Annotated in this window: 18 protein-coding genes and 5 tRNA genes; 8 read left to right on the top strand and 15 right to left on the bottom strand. The window is 61.7% G+C overall.

Annotation, left to right across the window (positions count from 1 at the left end):
- Window positions 1-46: 46 nt before the first annotated feature.
- The 4 genes from clpX to DCO48_RS01955 all read right to left on the bottom strand — a co-directional run bounded on the left by clpX (window position 47) and on the right by DCO48_RS01955 (window position 4,049).
- Window positions 47-1,330, bottom strand: a complete 1,284-nt coding sequence (gene clpX / locus DCO48_RS01940; RefSeq protein ID WP_116548939.1) for an ATP-dependent Clp protease ATP-binding subunit ClpX — start codon at window positions 1,328-1,330, stop codon at window positions 47-49.
- A gap of 105 nt (window positions 1,331-1,435) precedes the next feature.
- Complete coding sequence (gene clpP / locus DCO48_RS01945; RefSeq protein WP_116548940.1) at window positions 1,436-2,077, bottom strand: ATP-dependent Clp endopeptidase proteolytic subunit ClpP; 642 nt, start codon at window positions 2,075-2,077, stop codon at window positions 1,436-1,438.
- Window positions 2,078-2,169: 92 nt separating this feature from the next.
- Window positions 2,170-3,480, bottom strand: a complete 1,311-nt coding sequence (gene tig / locus DCO48_RS01950; protein WP_116548941.1) for a trigger factor — start codon at window positions 3,478-3,480, stop codon at window positions 2,170-2,172.
- Between the two features lie 263 nt (window positions 3,481-3,743).
- The gene (locus DCO48_RS01955) at window positions 3,744-4,049 is read right to left on the bottom strand and encodes a DUF6388 family protein (protein ID WP_116548942.1); all 306 of its coding nucleotides are present in this window, start codon (window positions 4,047-4,049) and stop codon (window positions 3,744-3,746) included.
- A 160-nt stretch (window positions 4,050-4,209) separates the two neighbouring features.
- Between DCO48_RS01955 and DCO48_RS01960 the strand changes: the two genes are divergently transcribed.
- Window positions 4,210-6,039, top strand: coding sequence for an SLC13 family permease (locus DCO48_RS01960; protein ID WP_116548943.1), 1,830 nt, complete (start codon window positions 4,210-4,212; stop codon window positions 6,037-6,039).
- Between the two features lie 83 nt (window positions 6,040-6,122).
- Here DCO48_RS01960 and DCO48_RS01965 read toward each other — a convergent pair.
- The 5 genes from DCO48_RS01965 to DCO48_RS01985 all read right to left on the bottom strand — a co-directional run bounded on the left by DCO48_RS01965 (window position 6,123) and on the right by DCO48_RS01985 (window position 6,724).
- Window positions 6,123-6,207, bottom strand: a tRNA-Leu gene (locus tag DCO48_RS01965).
- A gap of 56 nt (window positions 6,208-6,263) precedes the next feature.
- Window positions 6,264-6,339, bottom strand: a tRNA-His gene (locus DCO48_RS01970).
- Window positions 6,340-6,388: 49 nt separating this feature from the next.
- Window positions 6,389-6,473 (bottom strand) — tRNA-Leu (locus DCO48_RS01975).
- 57 nt (window positions 6,474-6,530) lie between these two features.
- Window positions 6,531-6,606: transfer RNA gene (locus DCO48_RS01980), tRNA-His, on the bottom strand.
- 41 nt (window positions 6,607-6,647) lie between these two features.
- Window positions 6,648-6,724: transfer RNA gene (locus DCO48_RS01985), tRNA-Arg, on the bottom strand.
- Window positions 6,725-6,979: 255 nt separating this feature from the next.
- Between DCO48_RS01985 and folD the strand changes: the two genes are divergently transcribed.
- Complete coding sequence (gene folD / locus DCO48_RS01990; protein ID WP_116548944.1) at window positions 6,980-7,834, top strand: bifunctional methylenetetrahydrofolate dehydrogenase/methenyltetrahydrofolate cyclohydrolase FolD; 855 nt, start codon at window positions 6,980-6,982, stop codon at window positions 7,832-7,834.
- A 148-nt stretch (window positions 7,835-7,982) separates the two neighbouring features.
- Here folD and DCO48_RS01995 read toward each other — a convergent pair whose 3' ends face one another.
- From DCO48_RS01995 to DCO48_RS02020, 6 genes are read right to left on the bottom strand one after another with little or no spacing between them, the layout of a single operon-like run.
- Window positions 7,983-9,725 (bottom strand): ABC transporter substrate-binding protein, encoded by a 1,743-nt coding sequence (locus tag DCO48_RS01995; RefSeq protein WP_116548945.1) that lies wholly within the window; start codon window positions 9,723-9,725, stop codon window positions 7,983-7,985.
- 45 nt (window positions 9,726-9,770) lie between these two features.
- Window positions 9,771-10,043 (bottom strand): DUF2160 domain-containing protein, encoded by a 273-nt coding sequence (locus tag DCO48_RS02000; protein WP_116548946.1) that lies wholly within the window; start codon window positions 10,041-10,043, stop codon window positions 9,771-9,773.
- 10 nt (window positions 10,044-10,053) lie between these two features.
- A complete protein-coding gene (locus DCO48_RS02005) occupies window positions 10,054-10,854 on the bottom strand; it encodes a carbohydrate ABC transporter permease (RefSeq protein ID WP_116548947.1) in 801 nt (266 codons plus the stop codon).
- Window positions 10,855-10,864: 10 nt separating this feature from the next.
- Entirely contained in the window at window positions 10,865-11,728 is an 864-nt protein-coding gene (locus DCO48_RS02010) for a carbohydrate ABC transporter permease (protein ID WP_116548948.1), read from the bottom strand.
- Entirely contained in the window at window positions 11,725-12,822 is a 1,098-nt protein-coding gene (locus DCO48_RS02015; RefSeq protein WP_116548949.1) for an ABC transporter ATP-binding protein, read from the bottom strand. Before DCO48_RS02015 ends, DCO48_RS02010 begins: the two co-directional genes overlap by 4 nt.
- Window positions 12,822-13,916, bottom strand: coding sequence for an ABC transporter ATP-binding protein (locus DCO48_RS02020; protein ID WP_116548950.1), 1,095 nt, complete (start codon window positions 13,914-13,916; stop codon window positions 12,822-12,824). Before DCO48_RS02020 ends, DCO48_RS02015 begins: the two co-directional genes overlap by 1 nt.
- 273 nt (window positions 13,917-14,189) lie before the next feature.
- Here DCO48_RS02020 and DCO48_RS02025 point away from each other — a divergent pair, with 273 nt between their 5' ends.
- The 6 genes from DCO48_RS02025 (at window position 14,190) to DCO48_RS02050 (ending at window position 20,620) form a co-directional block, all read left to right on the top strand.
- A complete protein-coding gene (locus tag DCO48_RS02025) occupies window positions 14,190-15,941 on the top strand; it encodes a sigma-54-dependent Fis family transcriptional regulator (protein WP_116548951.1) in 1,752 nt (583 codons plus the stop codon).
- 134 nt (window positions 15,942-16,075) lie between these two features.
- A complete protein-coding gene (gene ctlX / locus DCO48_RS02030) occupies window positions 16,076-16,993 on the top strand; it encodes a citrulline utilization hydrolase CtlX (protein WP_116549016.1) in 918 nt (305 codons plus the stop codon).
- A 24-nt stretch (window positions 16,994-17,017) separates the two neighbouring features.
- Entirely contained in the window at window positions 17,018-18,064 is a 1,047-nt protein-coding gene (locus DCO48_RS02035) for an ornithine cyclodeaminase (RefSeq protein WP_116548952.1), read from the top strand.
- Between the two features lie 261 nt (window positions 18,065-18,325).
- A complete protein-coding gene (locus DCO48_RS02040) occupies window positions 18,326-19,105 on the top strand; it encodes an ABC transporter substrate-binding protein (RefSeq protein WP_116548953.1) in 780 nt (259 codons plus the stop codon).
- 79 nt (window positions 19,106-19,184) lie between these two features.
- On the top strand, window positions 19,185-19,910 hold the full coding sequence (locus tag DCO48_RS02045; RefSeq protein WP_116548954.1) for an ABC transporter permease: 726 nt from the start codon (window positions 19,185-19,187) through the stop codon (window positions 19,908-19,910).
- The gene (locus tag DCO48_RS02050; protein WP_116548955.1) at window positions 19,907-20,620 is read left to right on the top strand and encodes an ABC transporter permease; all 714 of its coding nucleotides are present in this window, start codon (window positions 19,907-19,909) and stop codon (window positions 20,618-20,620) included. Before DCO48_RS02045 ends, DCO48_RS02050 begins: the two co-directional genes overlap by 4 nt.
- Window positions 20,621-20,622 lie beyond the last annotated feature (2 nt).

Here is a 20,622-nt window from a genome sequence, read left to right on the forward strand (position 1 = left end):
AGCAAAGGGGCCCGTAGGCCCCTTGCGTTTTTACCGTCATCCCGACTCAGGCGTCAGGTGCAGCCTTGGCTTGTGGCTCGCTGTTTTCGTAAATCAACAGCGGCTGCGACGTGCCTTCGATGACGCTCTCGTCGATTACCACCTTGCTGACATCCTTCTGCGAAGGAATCTCGTACATGGTGTCGAGCAGGATGCCTTCGAGGATCGAACGCAGGCCACGCGCACCGGTTTTGCGCTCCAGGGCCTTGCGGGCCACGGATTTCAGCGCGTCGGTGCGGAACTCTAGGTCCACGCCTTCCATTTCGAACAGCTTGCCGTACTGCTTGGTCAAGGCGTTCTTCGGCTCGGTCAGAATCTGCATCAAAGCAGCTTCGTCCAGCTCGTCGAGGGTAGCCAGAACCGGCAGACGACCAACGAATTCCGGGATCAGGCCGAACTTGACCAGATCGTCCGGTTCGACTTCACGCAGCGATTCGCCAACCTTCTTGCCTTCCTGCTTGCTGCGAACTTCGGCGCTGAAGCCGATGCCGCCGCGGGTAGAACGGTTCTGAATGACCTTTTCCAGGCCAGAGAACGCACCACCGCAGATAAACAGGATATTGCGCGTATCGACCTGCAGGAACTCCTGCTGCGGATGCTTGCGGCCACCTTGCGGCGGAACCGAGGCAACCGTGCCTTCGATCAGCTTGAGCAGTGCCTGCTGTACGCCTTCACCGGACACATCGCGAGTGATCGACGGGTTGTCCGACTTACGCGAGATCTTGTCGATTTCATCGATGTAGACAATGCCCATCTGGGCCTTTTCCACGTCGTAGTCGCACTTTTGCAGCAGTTTCTGAATGATGTTCTCAACGTCTTCACCGACGTAGCCTGCTTCGGTCAGCGTGGTGGCATCGGCGATGGTGAACGGTACATTCAGCAGACGCGCCAGGGTTTCGGCAAGCAGGGTTTTACCCGAGCCCGTCGGACCGATCAGCAGGATATTACTCTTGCCGAGTTCGACGTCGTCGTTTTTCTTGTCGCGTTGGTTCAGGCGCTTGTAGTGGTTGTACACCGCTACGGCCAGGACCTTTTTCGCACGCTCCTGACCAATGACGTACTGGTCCAGGATGGCGCTGATTTCTTTCGGCGAAGGCAATTTATGCGCGCTGCTTTCGGCCTGGGCTTCCTGCACCTCCTCACGGATGATGTCATTGCACAGGTCGACGCACTCGTCGCAGATAAAGACCGAGGGGCCGGCAATCAACTTGCGCACTTCATGCTGGCTTTTGCCGCAGAAGGAGCAATAGAGCAATTTGCCGTTGTCCTCGCCGTTACGGGTGTCAGTCATTCGATCGATCCAATCCGGTAGGCTTGCAACACAAGATGAAGGCAAATGCGGGCTTTTTCAAGTCCGCAGGTGGCGGGAACGCCCCGCCCTCTGCTTTTGCGTCACTCAAGCAGTCATCTGACGCTTGTCGTAAACCGAGTCGATCAGGCCGTACTCGGCCGCGCGCTGGGCGCTCATGAAGTTGTCGCGGTTGGTGTCATGCTCGATGGTCTCCAGATCCTTGCCGGTGTGGTAGGCCAGCAGCTTGTTCAGACGCGAACGGATATCCAGGATTTCCTTGGCATGGATCTCGATGTCCGAGGCCTGCCCCTGGAAGCCGCCCAGCGGCTGGTGAATCATCACCCGCGAGTTCGGAAGGCAGTGACGCTTGCCCTTCGCACCAGCGGCGAGCAGGAACGCGCCCATGCTGCAGGCCTGGCCGATGCAGATGGTGGACACGTCCGGCTTGATGAACTGCATGGTGTCGTAGATCGACATACCGGCAGTGACCGAGCCACCTGGGGAGTTGATGTAGAGATGGATGTCCTTGTCCGGGTTTTCCGCTTCAAGGAACAGCAATTGCGCTGCTACCAGGTTGGCCATGTAATCCTCTACCGGGCCAATCAGGAAGATCACACGCTCCTTAAGCAGGCGCGAGTAGATGTCGTAGGCGCGTTCGCCACGAGCAGATTGCTCGATAACCATCGGGACCAGGCCGCCAGCGGCTTGGATGTCAGAGCTCTGCTGATAATAAGAATTGCGGGACATGTCCTGCACTCGCTCCCAAATAGTCATAGTCTTGAATACGCACAAGCCAGCTCGAAGGCTGGCTTGTGGTGTTTTCCTACGAGAGAAGGAAATCAGTCAGCGGCAGGTGCCTGAACTGGCTTGACAGCTTCTTCGTACGAGACCGATTTGTCGGTCACAGTCGCTTTCTGCAGAACAGTATCCACAACTTGTTCTTCCAGCACAACCGAACGCACTTCGTTCAGTTGCTGGTCGTTCTTGTAGTACCAGGCAACGACTTGCTCAGGCTCTTGGTAAGCCGAGGCCATTTCCTGGATCATTTCGCGAACGCGGGCTTCGTCTGGCTTCAGCTCGTTGGCCTTGACCACTTCAGCGACGATCAGACCCAGCACAACACGGCGCTTGGCTTGCTCTTCGAACAGCTCGGCCGGCAGTTGCTCAGGCTTGATGTTGCCACCGAACTGCTGAACGGCTTGAACGCGCAGGCGGTTCACTTCGTTTTCCAGCAGGGCTTTCGGCACTTCGATCGGGTTGGCAGCCAGCAGGCCGTCCATTACCTGGTTCTTCACCTTGGTTTTGATCGCCTGGCGCAGTTCACGCTCCATGTTCTTGCGAACTTCGGTGCGGAAACCTTCCAGGGTCGCTTCCTTGATACCGAACTGGCCGAAGAAGGCTTCGTTCAGCTCAGGCAGCTTAGGCTCGGAAACGCTGTTGACCTTGACGGTGAACTCAGCAGTTTTACCCGCCAGGTCCAGGTTCTGATAGTCCTCAGGGAAGGACAGGTTCAGCACGCGCTCTTCGCCAGCCTTGGCGCCCACCAGGCCTTCTTCGAAGCCAGGGATCATGCGGCCGGAACCCAGTACCAGCTGAGTACCCTGGGCGGAACCGCCAGCGAATGCTTCGCCATCGATCTTGCCAACGAAATCGATGTTCAGCTGGTCTTCGTTCTGGGCGGCACGGTCAGTGGCTTCGAAACGAACGTTCTGCTTGCGCAGCACTTCCAGCATGTTGTCCAGGTCGGCATCAGCGACGTCGGCGCTCAGGCGCTCAACGTTGATCGACTCGAAACCGGCAACGGTGAACTCAGGGAACACTTCGAAGGTGGCGACGAACTCCAGAGCACCACCTTTTTCGAACGACTTAGGCTCGACCGATGGCGCGCCAGCCGGGTTCAGCTTCTGCTCAACCACAGCTTCATAGAAGGAAGCCTGAACCAGGTCACCGAAGGCTTCCTGGCGGGCAGCGTCTTCGTAACGCTGACGGATCACGCTCATCGGCACTTTGCCAGGACGGAAGCCTGGAACCTTGGCGCGACGGGCAGTCTGCTGCAGACGCTTGTTGACTTCGGTCTCGACGCGCTCAGCCGGAACGGCGATGGTCATGCGGCGCTCGAGAGCGGAAGTATTTTCAACAGAAACTTGCATGGATATTCCTCGTTGCACAGACGTTAGCCGGCGATACCCGACTCCAGAATCAAGGGCAAGCATTCTAGTGGCTCAAACACCAGAAGTCACCCCGTTCAATTCACAGGAAAAGGCCACCGGCACATTAGAATTTCGAACAATTGCCGGACAACCGCTCAATAGGGCTGCAGCACGCATAATTCAAGGCGTTGCAGGCCTGACCAACGGACGCGGCAACTTCCCGAGCAGGCTGCCAACAGCAACACTCCACTACCGTTCGCGCCTTACGGCGCAGACTCGTCGATTTCGTTGAACTCGCAGTATTCCTGCCAGCTCAGGCCCAGCGTTTCGGCCACCTCGCGGTGAACCTCCAGGCGCAACACATGCAGCTCCTGCGGCGATTCGGCGATCAGTTGCAGCGTCAGCTCCCAGGGCTGCAGCCCCTGCTCCTGCGCAGCATCCTCGAACGCCCACTGGATCTGCTGCGCCTGTTCACGCGCGTCCAGGCCGGCAATCTCTTCGAGCATTTGCGGATGAGCCTGGGCAAAACGCTCCAGCGCGACGGCCTGACGGGATTCTTTAGCAATCATGAATTTCTACCTACTGGCGCTCTGCGCCCTATCAACCGCCTGAAATTTATCAGCTTTTAAGCACTTGTCACCCCCCGCAGACGAGCAGCACTGCACGCCGATCAATATAAAACAGGAAATTTTCTGACAGACTCAACGCCTCATCTGATGGAAGTTGCGTATGAACCACGAGTTGCTCTGGGTTTTGGCCCTGCTTTTTACCGCCGTCACCCTGTTTGTGGTCAACCGCCCGCGCATGGACGTGGTCGCCCTATTGGTCATCATCGCCCTGCCCTTGTCCGGCATTCTCACGGTGCAGGAGGCCCTGGCCGGCTTCAGCGACCCCAACGTGGTGCTGATTGCCACCCTGTTCGTGATCGGCGACGGGCTGGTACGCACCGGCATCGCCTACCGGATCGGCGAATGGATGTCGACCCGCGCCGGCAATAGCGAAGCGCGCCTGCTGGTGCTGCTGATGGTCTCGGTGGCCGGGCTCGGCTCGGTGATGAGCTCCACCGGGGTGGTCGCCATCTTTATCCCAGTGGTGCTGAGCATTGCCGCGCGCATGAAGGTTTCACCCAGCCGACTGATGATGCCGCTGAGCTTCGCCGGCCTGATCAGCGGCATGCTCAGCCTGGTGGCGACGCCGCCCAACGTAGTGGTGCACAGCGAGCTGGTTCGGCATGGCGACGCCGGCTTCAGCTTCTTCAGCTTTACCCCCTTCGGCCTGGTGATCCTGGCACTCGGCGTCCTTTACATGCTCGCCACCCGCAGTTGGCTCAGCGTCGAGGTGCGCAAGGATGGCAGCACGGAAACCCGACGCACCTTGCTCGACCTGATCCGCGACTACAAACTGGCCGGTCGCGAGCGACGCCTGCGGGTTCGCCGAGGGTCGCCACTGATCAACCACAGCCTCAGCGAACTCAAGCTGCGCACGCTGCACGGCGCCAACGTGGTCGGCATCGAGCGCCAGCACAAGTTCAGCACCCGGGTACTCAGCCCGGACGCCAGCACCACCATTCACGAAGGCGACGTACTGCTGCTCGACCTGTTCGCCGCCAAGGACAACCTGCGCAGCCTGTGCCAGACCATGCACCTGGAACCCCTGCACTTCAAAGCGCAGTACTTCATCGACCAGTCGCGGGAAGTCGGCATGGCCGAGATCTCCCTGCCGCCGGGATCGCAACTGATCGGCAAGAGCCTCCTCGAACTGACCTTCCGCAGCCGCTGGGGACTGAATGTACTGGGTTTGCGCCGCGACCAGACGGCCATCGACGAACAACTGGTGGAAGAAAAGCTGAAAATGGGCGACACCTTGCTGGTGATCGGCACCTGGAAGGCCATTCGCCAGCTCCAGACACAACCGCGAGACTTCCTCGTGCTCAGCCTACCGGCCGAAGTCGATAACGTCGCCCCGGCACTGAATCAAGCGCCCTATGCCCTGATCAGCCTGGCGGTAATGGTCGGCCTGATGATCAGCGGCATCGTGCCCAACGTGATCGCGGCGCTGATCGGCTGCCTGCTGATGGGCGCTGGCCGCTGCATCGACATGGACAGCGCCTACAAGGCGATCCACTGGCAAAGCCTGATCCTGATCGTTGGCATGCTGCCGTTCGCCCTCGCCTTGCAGAAAACGGGGGGCATCGGCCTGGCGGTGCACGGCCTGGTGCAGGTACTCGGCGATGCCGGGCCCTACGTGATTCTGGCCAGCCTGTTTGCCATCACCGCGGTGATCGGGCTGTTCGTCTCCAACACGGCCACGGCGGTCTTGATGGCGCCGGTAGCCATTACCACGGCCCAGCAACTGGGCGCCTCGCCTTACCCGTTCGCCATGATCGTGGCGCTGGCCGCCTCGGCCGCGTTCATGACGCCAGTGTCTTCACCGGTCAACACCCTGGTACTCGGGCCCGGACAGTATCGTTTTGGCGATTTCGTGAAGGTCGGCGTGCCGTTCACGCTGCTGGTGATGATTGTCAGCGTGATCATGGTGCCATGGATCTTTCCGCTGTAGCCGGCACAGAAACGAAAAAAGCCGCACAAGGCGGCTTTTGTCGAGGCTTTCAGCGCTTCAGCGAAGCGCAATGAAAGCAGAGATGGTGCGGACGAAGAGACTCGAACTCTTACAGCTTGCGCCGCTGGAACCTAAATCCAGTGTGTCTACCAATTTCACCACGTCCGCAGGAAACGCTTAAAACAAAGGCGCCAGATTACACAATCATGGCGCCTTCGAAAATATGGGGTGGACGATGGGAATCGAACCCACGACAACCGGAATCACAATCCGGCGCTCTACCAACTGAGCTACGCCCACCATAATGCGGTACTGCGTTACTGCGCTTACAACCCACTGACAAAATGCATGGTGCGGACGAAGAGACTCGAACTCTTACAGCTTGCGCCGCTGGAACCTAAATCCAGTGTGTCTACCAATTTCACCACGTCCGCATAAAGCACTTAAAACAAAGGCGCCAGATTAAGCAATCAAGGCGCCTCTGAAGAATATGGGGTGGACGATGGGAATCGAACCCACGACAACCGGAATCACAATCCGGCGCTCTACCAACTGAGCTACGCCCACCATAGTGCGGTACAACCTACTTGCTTGCCCAAGCTGCCTAATGGCGCACCCGGCAGGACTCGAACCTGCGACCATCCGCTTAGAAGGCGGATGCTCTATCCAGCTGAGCTACGGGCGCTTAAGCTTTCAGTCGAACGGAGGAAGCCGAAAAAACCGCTTATTCTGCCCGACCTTGCCAACCCGTGCCAGGCACTGCCCGACAAGTGCGGCGAATGTTATAGCCGAGCCTGGGCATCGTCAACATTTTTCTGAAAAATATTTAAATTATTGAAGGGGTTAGAGAATTTGCCCGACCACCCGCCTTTGCCCTCGCCTCAGGTCGTGCGAGAATGCGCGCTTCTTTATGTCCCTTCTCGATGGTTAATCACGCGTAATGACTGCACAACTTATCGACGGCAAGGCGATCGCCGCCAACCTGCGCCAGCAGATCCGCCAGCAAGTAGAAGAGCGCCGCCAGCAAGGTCTGCGCACTCCTGGCCTGGCTGTGATCCTGGTGGGCACCGATCCTGCCTCTCAAGTCTATGTTTCGCACAAGCGCAAGGACTGCGAAGAGGTCGGCTTCATTTCCGAGGCATTCGACCTGCCGAGCGAAACCTCGCAGCAGGCACTGACCGATCTGATCGATCGCCTCAATGATGACGCGAGCATTGATGGCATCCTTCTGCAGCTCCCGCTGCCAGCCCACCTGGACGCCTCGCTGCTGCTCGAGCGGATTCGCCCGGACAAGGACGTCGACGGCTTCCACCCATACAACGTCGGCCGCCTGGCCCAGCGTATCCCGCTGCTGCGTCCCTGCACGCCAAAAGGCATCATGACCCTGCTGCACAGCACCGGTCAGGACCTCTACGGGATGAACGCGGTCGTGGTCGGCGCATCGAACATCGTCGGTCGGCCAATGGCCATGGAGCTGCTGCTGGCCGGCTGCACCGTGACCGTGACCCACCGTTTCACCAAGGACCTGGCCGGCCACGTCGGTCGCGCCGACCTGGTGGTGGTTGCTGCTGGCAAGCCGGGCCTGGTCAAGGGTGAGTGGATCAAGGAAGGCGCCATCGTCATCGACGTCGGCATCAACCGCCAGGACGACGGCAAGCTGGTTGGCGACGTGGTCTACGAGACGGCCCTGCCACGCGCCGGCTGGATCACTCCAGTGCCAGGCGGCGTCGGCCCGATGACCCGCGCCTGCCTGCTGGAAAACACCCTGTATGCGGCGCAAGAGCTGCACAAGTAAAAGGTGCGGGCGAGATGAAAAACGGCACCTGTGAAGGTGCCGTTTTTTTATGCCTGGCTGGTGGGAAATGTCTCCACTGAATGTCATCAGCAGTGCCCCCCCCTGTGGGAGCCTGCATTGCCGGCAAGGCCGGCTCCCACACGGGTGTTTACTTGCGCGCCGCCTCCCACGATTTCAGCAGCTCGGCATAACTCACCGTCTCGCCCTGCGGCTTCTCGTTAGCCAGTTTCGGCTTCGGCGCGCCCGGCTGGTCGAACCAGTACTGCGCATCACGCTCCGGATTAAGTTTCGGCGCACAGGTCGCCTGCGCCTTGGAGCGCTCCAGCCGTGCCATGATCGCGTCCTGGTCCTTGGCCAGGCCATCCAGCGCCTGCTGCGGGGTTTTCTCGCCACTTGCGGCCTCGGCAATGTGGGTCCACCACAACTGCGCCAACCGCGGATAGTCCGGTACGTTGGTGCCGGTCGGCGTCCACTGCACCCGCGCCGGGCTGCGATAAAACTCCACCAGCCCACCCAGCTTCGGCGCCAGGTCGGTCATGGCCTGCGAATTGATATCCGACTCGCGAATCGGCGTCAGCCCGACGATGGTCTTCTTCAACGACACCGTCTTCGACGTGACGAACTGCGCATACAGCCACGCCGCCAGCTTCTGTTTCTCCGGGGTCGACTTGAGGAAGGTCCACGAGCCGGTGTCCTGATACCCCAGCTTCATCCCCTCCTCCCAATACGGCCCCTTCGGCGAAGGCGCCATCCGCCATTTCGGCGTGCCGTCGGCATTCACCACCGGCAGCCCCGGTTTGGTCATGTCGGCGGTAAACGCGGTGTACCAGAAGATCTGCTGGGCAATGCTGCCCTGGGCCGGCACCGGGCCGGACTCGGAGAAGGTCATGCCCTGAGCTTCCGGCGGCGCGTAGGCGCGCATCCAGTCGACGTACTTCTGCGTCGCATAGACCGCCGCCGGGCCGTTGGTGTCGCCGCCACGGGTCACGCTGGAACCGACCGGGTGACAATCCTCGACACGAATCCCCCACTCGTCCACCGGCAAGCCATTGGGCAGCCCCTTGTCGCCGCCGCCAGCCATGGAGAACCAGGCATCGGTAAAGCGCCAGCCCAGCGACGGGTCTTTCTTGCCGTAGTCCATGTGCCCGTAGACGCGCTTGCCGTCGATCTCCTTGACGTCCTCGCTGAAGAACTTGGCAATATCTTCATAGGCGGACCAGTTCACCGGCACCCCCAGCTCGTAGCCGTACTTCTCCTTGAACCTGGCCTTGAGCTCGGGCCGCTCGAACCAGTCGGCACGGAACCAGTACAGGTTGGCGAACTGCTGGTCGGGTAACTGGTAGATCTTGCCGTCCGGCGCGGTGGTGAAGGAAATGCCGATGAAGTCCTTCAGGTCCAGGGTCGGCGAGGTGAAGTTCTTGCCCTCGTTGGCCATCAGGTCGGTGATCGACTCGGTCTTGCCATAGCGAAAATGCGTGCCGATCAGGTCGGAGTCGTTGACCCAGCCGTCATAGATGTTCTTGTCCGATTGCATCTGCGTTTGCAGCTTTTCTACCACGTCGCCTTCCTGCAGCAGGTCGTGGGTCAGCTTGATCCCGGTGATCTCGCTGAACGCCTTGGCCAGCACCTTGGACTCGTACTCATGGGTGGCAATGGTTTCCGAGACCACGTTGATCTTCATCCCGCGGAACGGTTCGGAAGCCTTGATGAACCACTTCATCTCTTCCATCTGTTGCTCGGCCGTCAGTGTCGAGGGCTTGAACTCGCTGCCCACCCACTGCTTCGCCGCGTCTTCGTAGGCATCCGCCCAGGCATTGGCACTGAGCGTGCCGAGCACCAGCACGGCGGCCAGGGTCAAGCCATGTCGCCGGTTCTTGTTGTTGTCGAACATAGTCATCTCCCGATTGAACGATTGCAGAGCGCCGCACACCGCCGGCTAACCCCAGCGCAACACCACCAACAGCCAGGCCAGCGATAGCAGCGAGGCCACCCACAGGTTCCAGTCGGTCAGCCCGATCACCATCAGGTGCAGGTAGGCACTGACCAACAGGCCGATAAACAGCCGGTCGCCACGGGTGGTGGCCATCGGCAGAAACCCGCGCCGCGCCACACAGGGGCGGCGCAACTCCAGAACGGTCATGCCCATCAGCAGTACGCCGATGGCCGCGAAGAACAGCGCGGTGGGCAGGGTCCAGGCCATCCAGTCCATAACGCGCTCCTCAGACCCGACCCAGGGCAAAGCCCTTGGCCACATGGTTGCGGACAAACCAGATCACCAGCATGCCCGGAATGATCGTCAGCACCCCGGCCGCCGCCAGCACCCCCCAGTCGATGCCCGAGGCCGAGACGGTACGGGTCATCACGGCGGCGATCGGCTTGGCGTTCACCGAGGTCAGGGTGCGCGCCAGCAACAGCTCGACCCAGGAGAACATGAAACAGAAGAACGCCGTGACGCCGATCCCCGAACCAATCAGCGGCACAAAAATCTTCACAAAGAAGCGTGGAAAACTGTAGCCGTCGATGTAGGCAGTTTCGTCGATCTCCTTCGGCACGCCGGACATGAAACCTTCCAGAATCCACACTGCCAGCGGCACGTTGAACAGGCAGTGGGCCAGGGCCACGGCGATGTGCGTGTCGAACAAGCCAAGCGACGAATACAGCTGGAAGAACGGCAGCAGGAACACCGCCGGCGGTGCCATGCGATTGGTCAGCAGCCAGAAGAACAGGTGCTTGTCGCCCAGGAAGCGGTAGCGCGAAAAGGCATAGGCCGCCGGCAACGCCACGCTCAGTGAGATCACCGTGTTCAGGCACACGTAGTACAGCGAGTTGATGTAGCCGCTGTACCAGCTGGGGTCGGTGAAGATCACCCGGTAGTTGTCGAGGGTGAACGCCTGTGGCCAGAGCGTCAGGCCGCCGAGGATCTCGGTATTGCTCTTGAACGACATGTTCAGCAGCCAGTAGATCGGCACCAGCAGGAACAGGATGTAGAGCAGCAGCGGCAGGGTTTTGCGCAAGGGCATGGGCGGCCTCCTAGTCCTTGTCGGCGTGGGTCATGGCGGTGTAGAACAGCCACGACACCAGCAGGATGATCAGGAAATACACCAGCGAGAACGCCGCCGCCGGGCCCAGATCGAACTGGCCGACGGCCATTTGCGTGAGGGTCTGGCTGAGGAAGGTGGTGGCATTACCCGGCCCGCCACCAGTGAGCACGAACGGCTCGGTGTAGATCATGAAGCTGTCCATGAAGCGCAGCATCACTGCAATCAGCAGCACGCTCTTCATCTTCGGCAACTGGATATGCCGGAACACCGCCCAGGCCGAAGCACGGTCGATACGCGCCGCCTGGTAGTAGACGTCGGGAATCGCGCGCAAGCCTGAATAGCAGAGCAAGGCCACCAGCGAGGTCCAGTGCCAGACGTCCATCACCAGCACCGTGACCCAGGCGTCCATGGTGTTGCTGGCATAGTTGTAGTTGATCCCCAGCTGGTTCAGCGAGGCGCCGAGCAGGCCGATATCGGCACGGCCGAAAATCTGCCAGATGGTGCCGACCACGTTCCACGGAATCAGCAGCGGAATCGCCATGACAATCAGGCACAGCGACGACCAGCGGCCCTTGGTCGGCATGGTCAAGGCAATCGCGATACCCAGCGGGATCTCGATCAGCAGCACGCAACCGGAATAGATGAACTGGCGCAGCAGCGAATCGTGCAAGCGCGGGTCCTGCAGCACCTGGCGGTACCAGTCGGCGCCGACGAAGTAGCGGCTGGACTGGTCGAAGATGTCCTGCACCGAATAGTTGACCACGGTCATCATCGGCACCACGGCACTGAACGCCACCAGCAGGAACACCGGCAACACCAGCCACCAGGCCTTGTTGTTCTTGACCTTGTTCATACCTCCACCTCCACTAGCACGTCGTCGGCGTAGAGCATCAGCCACTGCGCGGGGAAGCTGATCCAGGCCTGCCCCTGCGGTACCGCCTGGTCTTCGCCGAGGCGCACCTTGAGGGTGACGCCATCTAGCACCAGGGTGAGGATCTTGTAGGTGCCGAGGTCTTCGACATCCACCACCTGCGCACTGAACCCCTCGTCGAACGGTGCCTCCCAGACCTGCACGAACTCCGGGCGGACCCCCACCTGCAAGCGCGCCTTACCCAGGTGCTCGACCTGTGCCTGCAACGCTGCCGACAGCGGCAAGTGGGTATTGGCAAAACCGACCCCGCCGGGCTGCGCCTGCACCGGGATCAGGTTCATCCCGGGGCTGCCGATGAAGTAGCCGACGAAGGTGTGCCGCGGCCGCTCGAACAGCTCGCGCGGGGTGCCGAACTGGACGATCTGCCCGCCATACATCACCGCGATCTTGTCGGCGAAGGTCGAGGCCTCCAGCTGATCGTGGGTGACGTAGATCATGGTCAGGTTGAACTGCTCATGGATCTGCTTGAGCTTGCGCCGCAGCTTCCATTTCAGGTGCGGGTCGATCACCGTCAGTGGCTCGTCGAAGAGAATCGCCGAGACGTCGTCGCGCACCAGCCCACGGCCCATGGAGACCTTCTGTTTCTCGTCGGCACTGAGGTTACGGGCCTTCTTGCGCAGCAGCGGGCCGAGGTCGAGGACCTCGGCGATCTCCTCGACCTTGGCCTTGATCCGCGCTTCGTCCAGGCCCTGGTTGCGCAGCGGAAAGGCCAGGTTGTCGAACACCGTCATGGTGTCGTAGACCACCGGAAACTGGAACACCTGGGCAATGTTGCGTGCCTGCGGCGACAGCTCGTTGACTACCTTGCCATCGAACAGCACCTGACCCTGCGACGGGCTGAGCAACCCGGAGATGATATTGAGCAGGGTCGACTTGCCGCAGCCCGACGGCCCGAGCAGCGCGTAGGCGCCCCCCTGCTCCCAGACATGATCGAGCTCGCGCAGGGCGTAATCGTCGGCTCCGGCCGGCGTACGACTGTAACTGTGCGCCAGGTGTTGCAGGCGGATCTCGGCCATCAGGCAACCCTCGCTTCACGCACGCCCGGCGCCTGGATCAAGTGCCCGGCCGGATCGAAGACGAACAGTTTATGGGTGGGGATATAGATGCGGATCGGTGCATCCACGCCGAACTCATGCACGCCAGGCAGGTGCAGGACCAGGCTGAAGTGTTCGTTGCGCACATGCAGGAAGGTTTCCGAGCCGCTGATTTCCGCCAGTTGCACCTGCACCGCCAGCTCCAGGTCGTCGTCGTTGGAGGGCACCAGGCTAATATGGCTAGGGCGCACGCCAAAGCGGTAGTCGCCATCGCCGATACGGCGCAGGTCGGCATTCATCGCAAAGTGCACGGCGCCGGCAAAGCTCACCTCGTTGCCGGCGATCCGCCCGGGCATCAGGTTGATCGGCGGCTCGGAGAACAGCTCGGCGGCCAGCACCGTGCGTGGCTGGTGGTACACCTGTGCAGTCGGCCCACTCTGGACCACCCGGCCTTCGTGAAGAATGGTGGTGGTGCCACCCAGCGCCAGCGCTTCGTTGGGTTCGGTGGTAGCATAGACGGCGATGCAATGGCGACTGGCAAACAGCTCGCGCATCTCCTGGCGCAGCTCTTCGCGCAACTTGTAGTCGAGGTTGACCAGCGGCTCGTCGAACAGGATCAGCTCGGCATCCTTGACCAACGCGCGGGCCATGGCCGTGCGCTGCTGCTGGCCACCGGACAGTTCCAGCGGGTAGCGCGTGAGAAAGCGCTCGATGCGCAGCATCTGCGCCGTCTCGCTGACCCGCCGCCGCACCTCTTCCTCGGCAACCCGCGCCTGGCGCAGCGGCGAGGCGATGTTCTCGAACACGCTGAGGGTCGGGTAATTGATGAACTGCTGATAGACCATGGAAATGTTGCGCTGGCGCACCGGGCGCCCAGTGACGTCTTCGCCGTTCATCAACACGCGGCCGTGATCCGGGCGGTCGAGGCCGGCCATCAGCCGCATCAGGCTGGTCTTGCCCGATAGCGTGCGGCCCAGCAGCACATTGAACGAGCCGGGCTCGAAGCTGAGGCTGGCTTCGGCGATATACAGCTGATTGTCGACGGTACGGCTGACATGTTCGAGCACAAGCGACATGGCGCAACCTTCTTGTTGTTATGCGACAGGCGTTCGAGCAGAGCCAGATCCGTGCCAGCCCTGGCACCTTTTGCCAAGTGCTTGAGTTGCCAACGCTTTCCTGACACGCAGGAATCGCCCAGGTTCAGCACTGAACACAAATGAACAGGTTCGCCTGAACAACTGAACAGCCGTGCATTGACAACGAACAGGACTGAACAACACTGGAGAAACGCTGGCAGCCCATGACAGGCCGCATAAAAACAACAACACAGCTTCCTACAGGACGGGCCCATGGCCACAGCCGTCACCCCCCATGCCCAATTGATCCAGGCCTCCTGGGCACGCTGCCGCAGCTATGGCCTGGGGCACCAGTCCACACCCGATTTCGGCGAATGCGACAGCCGTCAGCTCGAGCAGTTGCTGGAGCGCCAGCAAGCCTTGCTGCGCACCACCCGCGACGAGGTGCTGCCGTCGTTCGCGCACCTGCTGGGCAACTCCAGCTACCTGATCATGCTCAGCGATGCCGACGGCCATCTGCTCGACAGCTGGGGCAGCCAGCGCTTCATCGACCCACGCCAGAGCCGTGGTTTCGAGCCTGGGGCGCGCTGGCTGGAACAGGGCGTGGGCACCAATGCCATCGGCACCGCGCTGGCCTGCCAGCAGGCGGTGCATGTCGGCCATGACGAGCACTTCCTCAAGCGCAACCGCTTTATGGCCGGCGCCGCCGCGCCACTGTACGACGCCGGCCGCCAACTGATCGGCGTGCTCGATGTGTCGAGCGACAGTTACCTGCCCGCCTCGCAGACGCTGGGGCTGGTACGGATGATGAGCCAGAGCCTGGAGAACCGGCTGATTCTGGAGGGCTATGCCGGGCACTGCTGGCAACTGAGCTTCAACACCGGGCCGAACAACCTCGACAGCCAGTGGGCCGGCTTGCTGCTGTTCGATACGCGCGGCCGGGTGCTCGCGGCCAATCGCCGCGCCGACAGCCTGCTCGGCGTGAGCCCGCTTCACGGGCAGATCGAGCAACTGGTGCAACTGCCCTTGGCGCAGTTGCTGGCACACCCACCCGGGGCAACGTTTGCCGTGCATGTGGCCGAGCGCAACCGCTTCCATTGCGAGCTCAAGCCGCCGCTCCAGCGTCCGCCCAGCGCCGGCCCGGCGGATCTCGACCCACGGCTGGCCAAGGCCTTGCAGCAGGCCGGAGTGATGCTGGAGAAAAACATCCCGCTGCTGATCCAAGGCGAAACCGGGGTGGGCAAGGAGGTGTTCGTCAGCACGCTGCACCAGGCCAGCAGCCGCGCCGGGCGGGCGCTGGTGGCGGTGAACTGTGCGGCGATTCCGGCCGAACTGGTCGAGTCGGAGCTGTTTGGCTACGAGAAAGGCGCGTTCACCGGGGCGCATCACAAGGGCAACCCGGGATTGCTCCGCAAGGCCGATCAGGGCGTGCTGTTTCTCGACGAAATCGGCGACATGCCACTGCCGACCCAGGCACGGCTGCTGCGCTTTCTGCAGGAACGCACGATTCAGCCGCTGGGCAGCGGCGAGCCGGTTGCGGTGGACATCCGCCTGGTCTCGGCGACCAATCACGACCTGCAAGCGCAGGTGCGCGCCGGCCTGTTTCGCCAGGATCTGTATTACCGGATTGCCGGGCTGAGCCTGAGCTTGCCGCCGCTGCGCGAGCGTAGCGACCGGCGGGCGCTGATCGAGCAGTTGTGCCAGCGCTATCGCGAGCCCGGGCAACCGCTGGAGTTGAGCGCCAAGGTGCTGGAGCTGCTGCTGCGGCACCCATGGCCAGGGAATGTGCGACAGATGGCCAGTGTGTTGCAGGTGGCACTGGCGCTGGCCGGCACACAGCGGGTGGCGCTGGAGCATTTGCCGGACAGCTTTTTTGCCGAGCTGGATGAGGCGCTGCCGGTAGCGTCGGCCAGTGAAGACCTGCAGGACCAGTTGAAGGCGACGGCGGGGAATGTGTCGGAACTGGCCCGCCAACTGGGGGTGAGCCGGACCACACTCTATAAGCGCTTGCGTAACCCCCTGTAGGCGCCCAGCAGCCGATCCTGCTGCCAAACCCCGCTTTTCAGCTTTCCCCGCTGAGCGCCCGACACTCTTCAGCCGGGATTGCCACACCACTGCACGGAGAATAAGCACACCGCCAACCCCGGATGCGTGCCCCCATGCAAACAACAAATACCGTCTTGATGATCCGCCCGGCGCGGTTCGCCTTCAACCCGGACACCGCCCTCAACAACCGCTTCCAGCAACCGCTGCTCGACCCCGAACAAGCACAGCACAAAGCGCTGGAAGAGTTCGACGGTTATGTCGAAACGCTGCGCCAACACGGCGTCGATGTCCTGGTGGTCCAGGACACACCCGCCCCGCACACCCCCGACTCGATCTTCCCCAACAACTGGTGGAGCAGCCATGCCGACGGCAGCCTGGTGCTCTACCCGATGGAAGGCCAGAACCGCCGCCTGGAGCGCGACAAGGGTGTGCTGCAGGTGCTGCGCGAGCGCTTCGACATCCGCCAGACCATCGACCTGAGCCCACTCGAACAACAAAGCATGTACCTGGAAGGCACCGGCAGCATGGTCCTCGACCGCGAACACCGGATCAGCTATGCCTGCCATTCCGGACGCACCCACAGCGAAGCCCTGCGCCAGTTCGCCGAGCAACTCGACTACCGCCTGTGCCTGTTCCATGCAGTCGACCGGCACCAGGCACCGATCTACCACAGCAACGTGATGATGAGCGTCGGCCGCGGCCTGTCGGTGGTCTGCCTGCAAGCGCTGCCCGACGCCGACGAACGCCGCAGCCTGGAACAGCGTCTGCGCGACACCGGCAAGGACATCCTCGCGCTGGACTTCGACCAGCTCGAAGGCTTCGCCGGCAACATGCTGGAAATCCACGACCAGCACGGCCAGCCGCTGCTGGTGATGTCGCGCAGCGCCTGGCAGTCGCTGCGTGCGGAACAACGCCGTCACGTCGAGCAGCACAGCCACCCGGTGGTGGTGAACATCGACCATATCGAGCGCATCGGCGGTGGCAGCGCCCGCTGCATGCTCGCCGAAGTCCACCTGCCACTGCGCCACTAAGCCCATTCAACAAGGAGTGCCAACATGACCCGTTACCTCGACGTCACCGATCTCAGCCAGCTGGTCAACCGCCACGGCCTGAGCACCTGCCTGGGCGAAATGGCCGAATACATTCGCGAGGACTATCTGCGCTGGCACGACTTCGAAAAATGCCCGCGCCTGGCTAACCATTCGCCCGACGGCGTGATCGAGCTGATGCCAGTGTCGGATGCCAACCTGTACGCGTTCAAGTACGTCAACGGCCACCCGAAAAATACCCAGCGCGGCATGCTCACGGTGATGGCCTTCGGTGCCCTCGGCGACGTCGACACCGGCGCCCCGGTGTTGCTCAGCGAAATGACCCTGACCACCGCCATCCGCACCGCCGCCACCTCGGCGCTGGCCGCGCGCTACCTGGCTCGCCCCGACAGCCGCCGCATGGCGCTGATTGGCAACGGCTCGCAGAGCGAATTCCAGGCGCTGGCCTTCCACGCCCTGCTCGGCATCGACGAAATCCGCCTGTACGACCTCGACCCCCAGGCCACCGCCAAGCTCGCAGCGAACCTGGCCGCCTACCCGGCCATCCGGGTGATCCTCGCCGATTCGGTGGCCGACGCGGTGCGCGGCGCCGACATCGTCACCACGGTGACCGCCGACAAGGCCTATGCCACCATCCTCAGCCCGGAGATGATCGAACCGGGCATGCACCTGAATGCGGTGGGCGGTGACTGCCCAGGCAAGACCGAGTTGCACCGCGAGATCGTCGAGCGCGCACGGGTGATCGTCGAGTACGAACCGCAAAGCCGCATCGAAGGCGAAATCCAGCAGATGCCGGCGGATTCGCCAACCACCGAATTCTGGCAGGTGGTCAACGGCCAGTCGCCAGGCCGTGAAAACGCCGAGCAGGTGACCCTGTTCGATTCGGTTGGTTTCGCCCTCGAAGACTACTCGGCGCTGCGCTACGTGCTCGACGTGGCCAAGGCACTGGACATCGGCCACGACATCGCCCTGGTGCCGCAACTGCAGAATCCCAAAGACCTGTTCGCCCTGCTCCAGCCACCGCTGACCAGCCTGCAGAAAAAGCGCGCCTGACGCCGTAAAACCTGCCGTGTCAGCACACGGCAGGTCGAAAACTGCTGTGCCGAAGCCAAAACCGGCGGTGCCTCAGCCGATTCCGCTGCGCGCGTAGCGTTAACAGCACAATCCAGTCGCCCGCGCCGGCCGAAACGACACAAAAAAATCAGCGCCTTACCGCATTCTGAGCCTCGACCACTCAGTCACAAAAATTAAAAAAAGCTGACCTACGAAGCGTCCACTGCCCTACATCAACTACAAAACACAGGGATCCCTCACATGACTTCGCTGCGAAAACTCCTCAGCGTGCTGCTCCTGCCATTGTGCGCGAGTGCTGTACAAGCCCAGGAATGGACAGAAATCCGTTTCGGCGTCTACCCCGAATACCCGCCCTTCGAATCCGTCGCCGCCGATGGCAGCCTGCAAGGCTTCGACATCGAACTGGGCACGGCCATCTGTGAAAAGCTGCAGGTCAAATGCACCTGGGTGCACAACGAGTTCGACGGCATGATCCCGGCGCTGCGCGCGCGCAAATTCGACGCCATCATGTCGTCGATGGCCGTGACCCCAGCGCGGCAGAAACAGATCGAGTTCAGCGATCGGCTGTTCCTCAGCCCAACCTCGATCATCACCCGCAAAAGCGCCGACTTCGGCGACACCCCGGAATCGCTCAAGGGCAAGCAGGTCGGCGTGCTGCAAGGCTCGCTGCAGGAAGCCTATGCCCGCGCCAAACTGGCGCCGCTGGGGGCCCAGGTCAAAGCCTACCAGGCCCAGGACCAGAACTACGCCGACCTCATGAACGGCCGCCTCGACGCCACCCTCACCGACAAGCTCGAAGCCCAGCTGAACTTCCTCAGCAAGCCTGAAGGTGCCGAGTTCAAGAGCGGCCCGGCGATCAAGGACCCAACCCTGCCACTGGACATCGCCATGGGCCTGCGCAAGAACGACACCGAGCTCAAGGCCCTGCTGAACAAGGGTATTGCCGCGGTGCTGGCCGATGGCACCTTTGCCAGGATCCAGCAGAAGTACGTCGGCGACCTGGATATCTACAACGAGTAAGCCACGCCACAGCGGCCGCGCTCGATGAGCCCGGCCGCTGCTGTGCACTGCGCTGCTTCGTTCTACCGAGAGCTTCCCCGTGAACGACTTCCTTCACTCGATCGGCTTGCAGGCCCTGAGCCTGCAGGGCTTCGGCCCGCTATTGGCGCAAGGGGCCTGGATGACCCTGAAACTGGCCCTGCTGTCGCTGCTGCTGAGCCTGGCCCTGGGCCTGCTCGGAGCCAGCGCCAAGCTGTCGCCGCTGCGCCTGCTGCGCGTACCCGCCACTCTCTACACCACACTGATCCGCAGCGTCCCGGACCTGGTTCTGATCCTGCTGATCTTCTACACCCTGCAACTGTGGTTGAACGACCTCACCGAACGGCTCGGCTGGGGCTACGTCGAAATCGATCCGTTCACCGCCGGGGTGATGATCCTGGGCTTCATCTACGGTGCTTACTTCACCGAGAACTTCCGCGGCGCGATCCTCAGCGTCCCGGTCGGCCAGTTGGAAGCGGCCACCGCCTACGGCCTGAGCCGGGTACAGCGGTTTCGCCTGGTGCTGTTTCCGCAGTTGATGCGCTTTGCCCTGCCGGGGCTGGGCAACAACTGGCTGGTGCTGCTCAAGTCCACCGCGCTGGTCTCGATCATCGGCCTGGCCGACCTGGTGAAAGCCGCGCAGAACGCTGGCAAGACCACCCACAATACCCTGTACTTTCTGATCCTTGCCGGGCTGGTCTACCTGCTCATTACCACCCTCTCCAACCGTCTGTTCAAACAGCTGGAGCGGCGCTACAACACCGGCATCAAGGGGCTCAGCTCATGATCGAACTGCTTCAGGAATACGGCCCGGCCTATCTCTACAACGACGGCAGTGGGCTGTCCGGCCTGGCGATGACGCTGTGGCTGTTCATTGTCACCATGCTGCTGGGCTTTCTGCTGTCCCTGCCATTGGCGCTGGCGCGGGTTTCGCGGCGGTTCTGGTTGCGCTGGCCCGTGGAGTTCTACACCTTCCTGTTCCGCGGCACGCCGTTGTATATCCAGCTGCTGATCTGCTACACCGGTCTCTATGGGTTGGAAGTGGTGCGCGATCATGCGCTGCTCGACCAGTTCTTCCGCAACGCGCTGAACTGCACCCTGCTGGCGTTCGTGCTGAACACCTGCGCCTACACCGTGGAAATCTTCGCCGGGGCAATCCGCAACATTCCCCATGGCGAAATAGAGGCTGCGCAGGCATATGGCCTGCATGGCTGGCGGCTGAACCTGTTTGTGGTGTTGCCGGCGGCCCTGCGCCGTTCGTTGCCGGCCTACAGCAACGAACTGATCCTGATGCTGCACGCCACCTCGCTGGCCTTCACCGCGACCATCGCCGATATCCTCAAGGTGGCCCGCGATGCCAACGCCGCAACCTTCCTGACCTTCCAGGCCTTCGGTGTCGCTGCCCTGCTGTACATGCTGCTGTCCTTCGCACTGGTCGGGCTGTTTCGCCTGGCCGAACGCCGCTGGATGCGTTTCCTTGTTCCTGCCCGAGGCTAACC

This window comes from Pseudomonas sp. SDI, from assembly GCF_003105155.1.
In the GTDB taxonomy this organism is placed as follows: Bacteria; Pseudomonadota; Gammaproteobacteria; order Pseudomonadales; family Pseudomonadaceae; genus Aquipseudomonas.

Excerpts from the sequence above, each read along its gene's own strand:
- clpX (WP_116548939.1), bottom strand. The coding sequence starts at position 1,330 with ATGACTGACACCCGTAACGGCGAGGACAACGGCAAATTGCTCTATTGC.
- clpP (WP_116548940.1), bottom strand. The coding sequence starts at position 2,077 with ATGTCCCGCAATTCTTATTATCAGCAGAGCTCTGACATCCAAGCCGCT.
- tig (WP_116548941.1), bottom strand. The coding sequence starts at position 3,480 with ATGCAAGTTTCTGTTGAAAATACTTCCGCTCTCGAGCGCCGCATGACC.
- DCO48_RS01955 (WP_116548942.1), bottom strand. The coding sequence starts at position 4,049 with ATGATTGCTAAAGAATCCCGTCAGGCCGTCGCGCTGGAGCGTTTTGCC.
- DCO48_RS01960 (WP_116548943.1), top strand. The coding sequence starts at position 4,210 with ATGAACCACGAGTTGCTCTGGGTTTTGGCCCTGCTTTTTACCGCCGTC.
- folD (WP_116548944.1), top strand. The coding sequence starts at position 6,980 with ATGACTGCACAACTTATCGACGGCAAGGCGATCGCCGCCAACCTGCGC.
- DCO48_RS01995 (WP_116548945.1), bottom strand. The coding sequence starts at position 9,725 with ATGTTCGACAACAACAAGAACCGGCGACATGGCTTGACCCTGGCCGCC.
- DCO48_RS02000 (WP_116548946.1), bottom strand. The coding sequence starts at position 10,043 with ATGGACTGGATGGCCTGGACCCTGCCCACCGCGCTGTTCTTCGCGGCC.
- DCO48_RS02005 (WP_116548947.1), bottom strand. The coding sequence starts at position 10,854 with ATGCCCTTGCGCAAAACCCTGCCGCTGCTGCTCTACATCCTGTTCCTG.
- DCO48_RS02010 (WP_116548948.1), bottom strand. The coding sequence starts at position 11,728 with ATGAACAAGGTCAAGAACAACAAGGCCTGGTGGCTGGTGTTGCCGGTG.
- DCO48_RS02015 (WP_116548949.1), bottom strand. The coding sequence starts at position 12,822 with ATGGCCGAGATCCGCCTGCAACACCTGGCGCACAGTTACAGTCGTACG.
- DCO48_RS02020 (WP_116548950.1), bottom strand. The coding sequence starts at position 13,916 with ATGTCGCTTGTGCTCGAACATGTCAGCCGTACCGTCGACAATCAGCTG.
- DCO48_RS02025 (WP_116548951.1), top strand. The coding sequence starts at position 14,190 with ATGGCCACAGCCGTCACCCCCCATGCCCAATTGATCCAGGCCTCCTGG.
- ctlX (WP_116549016.1), top strand. The coding sequence starts at position 16,076 with ATGCAAACAACAAATACCGTCTTGATGATCCGCCCGGCGCGGTTCGCC.
- DCO48_RS02035 (WP_116548952.1), top strand. The coding sequence starts at position 17,018 with ATGACCCGTTACCTCGACGTCACCGATCTCAGCCAGCTGGTCAACCGC.
- DCO48_RS02040 (WP_116548953.1), top strand. The coding sequence starts at position 18,326 with ATGACTTCGCTGCGAAAACTCCTCAGCGTGCTGCTCCTGCCATTGTGC.
- DCO48_RS02050 (WP_116548955.1), top strand. The coding sequence starts at position 19,907 with ATGATCGAACTGCTTCAGGAATACGGCCCGGCCTATCTCTACAACGAC.